At 40.2% G+C, this 2020-nt stretch carries 2 protein-coding genes; both read right to left on the bottom strand.

The window, feature by feature from the left end:
* The coding region (gene hutI, locus RLO81_RS03065; protein WP_350107065.1) for an imidazolonepropionase at positions 1-1085 on the bottom strand (1085 nt) is incomplete at its 3' end.
* A 61-nt stretch (positions 1086-1146) separates the two neighbouring features.
* Positions 1147-2020: hypothetical protein (locus RLO81_RS03070; protein ID WP_350107068.1), on the bottom strand; the 874-nt coding region annotated here is incomplete at its 5' end.

The raw sequence follows: 2020 nt of genomic DNA on the forward strand, positions 1-2020 counted from the left end.
TCCATCGCATAAGCGGTATTAATTGTGGCGGCATTAATAGCCTCCTCAGGGGTCATTTTCATTCGAATACAAGCCAAGGAAAGCATAAATTGCATTTTGCCACACGGTGCGCTACCAGGATTATAGTCTGTTGCCAATGCCAAAGGCAGTCCAGCGTTAAGCATTTCTCGTGCTGGTGGATAGCTGGTTCCTAAATAGAACGCTGCACCCGGTAATAAAGTAGGCATCACTTCAGTGCCTACCAATGCATCTATTGCTTCTTTATCCATTGCCTCCAGATGATCTACACTTATGGCGTTGGTTTTTACTCCGACTTGCACACCACCGCTAATGCTTAACTGGTTAGCATGAATTTTCGGTTTCAGTCCATATTTTTTGCCTGCCTCCATCACTCGTTCAGTTTCTTCAGGCGTAAAAAAACCTTTCTCACAAAAAGCATCTATGTAATCAGCCAATTTCTCTTCTGCCACGGCTGGTATCATTTCATTGATTACAAGATCGAGATACTTTTCTTTGGTGGTTTCTTTAGGCACTGCATGTGCACCAAGAAAGGTAGTTTTAACAGTTAAAGGGGTCTCTTCACCTATTCTCTTGGCTACACGAAGCATCTTCAACTCATCTTTGGTAGTGAGGCCGTAACCACTTTTTATTTCAACGGCACCTGTTCCATAAGAGATAATTTCATTGGCTCGTACTAATGTTCTTTCAAAGAGTTCATCTTCAGTTGTATTTTGTAGCTTTCTTGCTGAGTTTAAAATACCACCGCCTTTAGCGGCAATTTCTTCATAAGACATGCCTTTAATTTTAAAAACAAATTCCTCTTCCCTCGTAGCAGCAAAAACTAGATGTGTATGCGAATCGACAAATGATGGAAATACAAACCTACCTTCGGCATCAATTACTTGATTGGCTGTGATTTTAGGCAGTAGATCCATCGGGCCATAATCAGCAACTAGTCCGTTTTCAATAGTCAGATAGGCATTTTCCAACACTGGTAGCTTAGCCATTTCTTTACCGGCCACCCATTTTGGCTTTTCTTCCCTTGCCTGCACAAGTCCCTTAATGTTTTTAATCAGTATGTCCATCAGACAAAAATAAAAAAGGCTGACATCTATGTCAGCCTCATTATTAATTCTTTACTATTTATTACTTACCAAATGCTTCCACCTTATAGTCAAGGTTTGTGCTGTAGATTGGGAAGCTTATTTTTACCAGCGCATAAAACCCTCTACCTTTCAATCCTGGCCTCATTCCAATTTCACCACCATAGCCCCATGAAAGGGTTCTGTTAAATTTTCCATCCATACCTAGTCTAAAACCTATAATGCTGGTCTCTAATTCTTCTGATGAGTATGTAACTCCGTTATAAACAATATCATCAACACCTAATGCCGGTGCAACGATAATATCTAAAAAAGCAGTAAAAATTAGGTCATCAACTCCTTCTTGGTACTTATTATCAAAATCAACAGCCACATTTTTTATCCATGTCATTGATCCTCCAACATATACACCGCCAACCGACATGTTACTGAATACTGAAATATCCTGCTCTAATCCGTTTTCGTCCATCACGGTGCTTGGCAAAACAGCCCCATCTTCTGCTACCAAAACATCAGTGGTTAAGTCTTGCGCCTCTAATGCACGGCCAATGTCAACCGCAGTATCAAAATAAAGTCCGCCTAAACGGGCACCATAAATCTTTCTAACCTTACATGGAATTTCAACATTCAACGGAACACGAGCAGCCCATTTATCACCTTTATAGCTCTTTCTGTAAAGAAACATCTTAGTGCTTGAACTCTCATCAAAGTCTTTAATATGGTAAGTGGTGCCCAGTTCGAAATAATTAAACACATTAGGCTGATTATCTACATTGCTGTTCTTGTCAGCAATATCTCTGGTTAAATCAAATTTTTGGGTGTACGTCTTACGGGCATGAGCTCTGAAATCCATCTTATCCGCCATGTAGTAAGATACTTCCAGGCCAAATCCTGCATTTACATTTGTAACGAACAAC

The sequence above is a fragment of the Fulvivirga sp. genome (assembly GCF_040220315.1).
Lineage (GTDB): Bacteria > Bacteroidota > Bacteroidia > Cytophagales > Cyclobacteriaceae > Fulvivirga.